The 259-nt window shown below is 56.0% G+C and carries 1 protein-coding gene; it reads left to right on the top strand.

Annotated elements, in window-relative coordinates:
- The coding region (locus SB658_RS25215; RefSeq protein ID WP_410603158.1) for a PEP-utilizing enzyme at window positions 1-243 on the top strand (243 nt) is incomplete at its 5' end.
- Window positions 244-259: the final 16 nt, after the last annotated feature.

Below are 259 nucleotides of genomic sequence, written 5' to 3'. Positions count from 1 at the left end.
ACAGGAGACGTGCTTGTCTGCAAAATGACGACACCGCTTTGGACCAGTCTGTTCCAGGATGCAAAGGCCGTCATTACGGACACGGGCGGCATCCTGTCACATGCGGCGATCATCGCGAGAGAATACGGGCTCCCGGCCGTTCTCGGCACACGTGCCGCGACTGACAGGCTCAACGACGGAGATATCGTCACGGTAGACGGGACAAACGGCAAGATTACGATTGTCAAACGCGCTTCATGCTAGGTTTCCCTCTTTATTG

It is taken from the genome of Bacillus sp. SIMBA_008, from assembly GCF_046535495.1.
GTDB classification, from domain to species: domain Bacteria; phylum Bacillota; class Bacilli; order Bacillales; family Bacillaceae; genus Bacillus; species Bacillus subtilis.
This window is presented reverse-complemented; position numbering and strand designations above follow the sequence as displayed.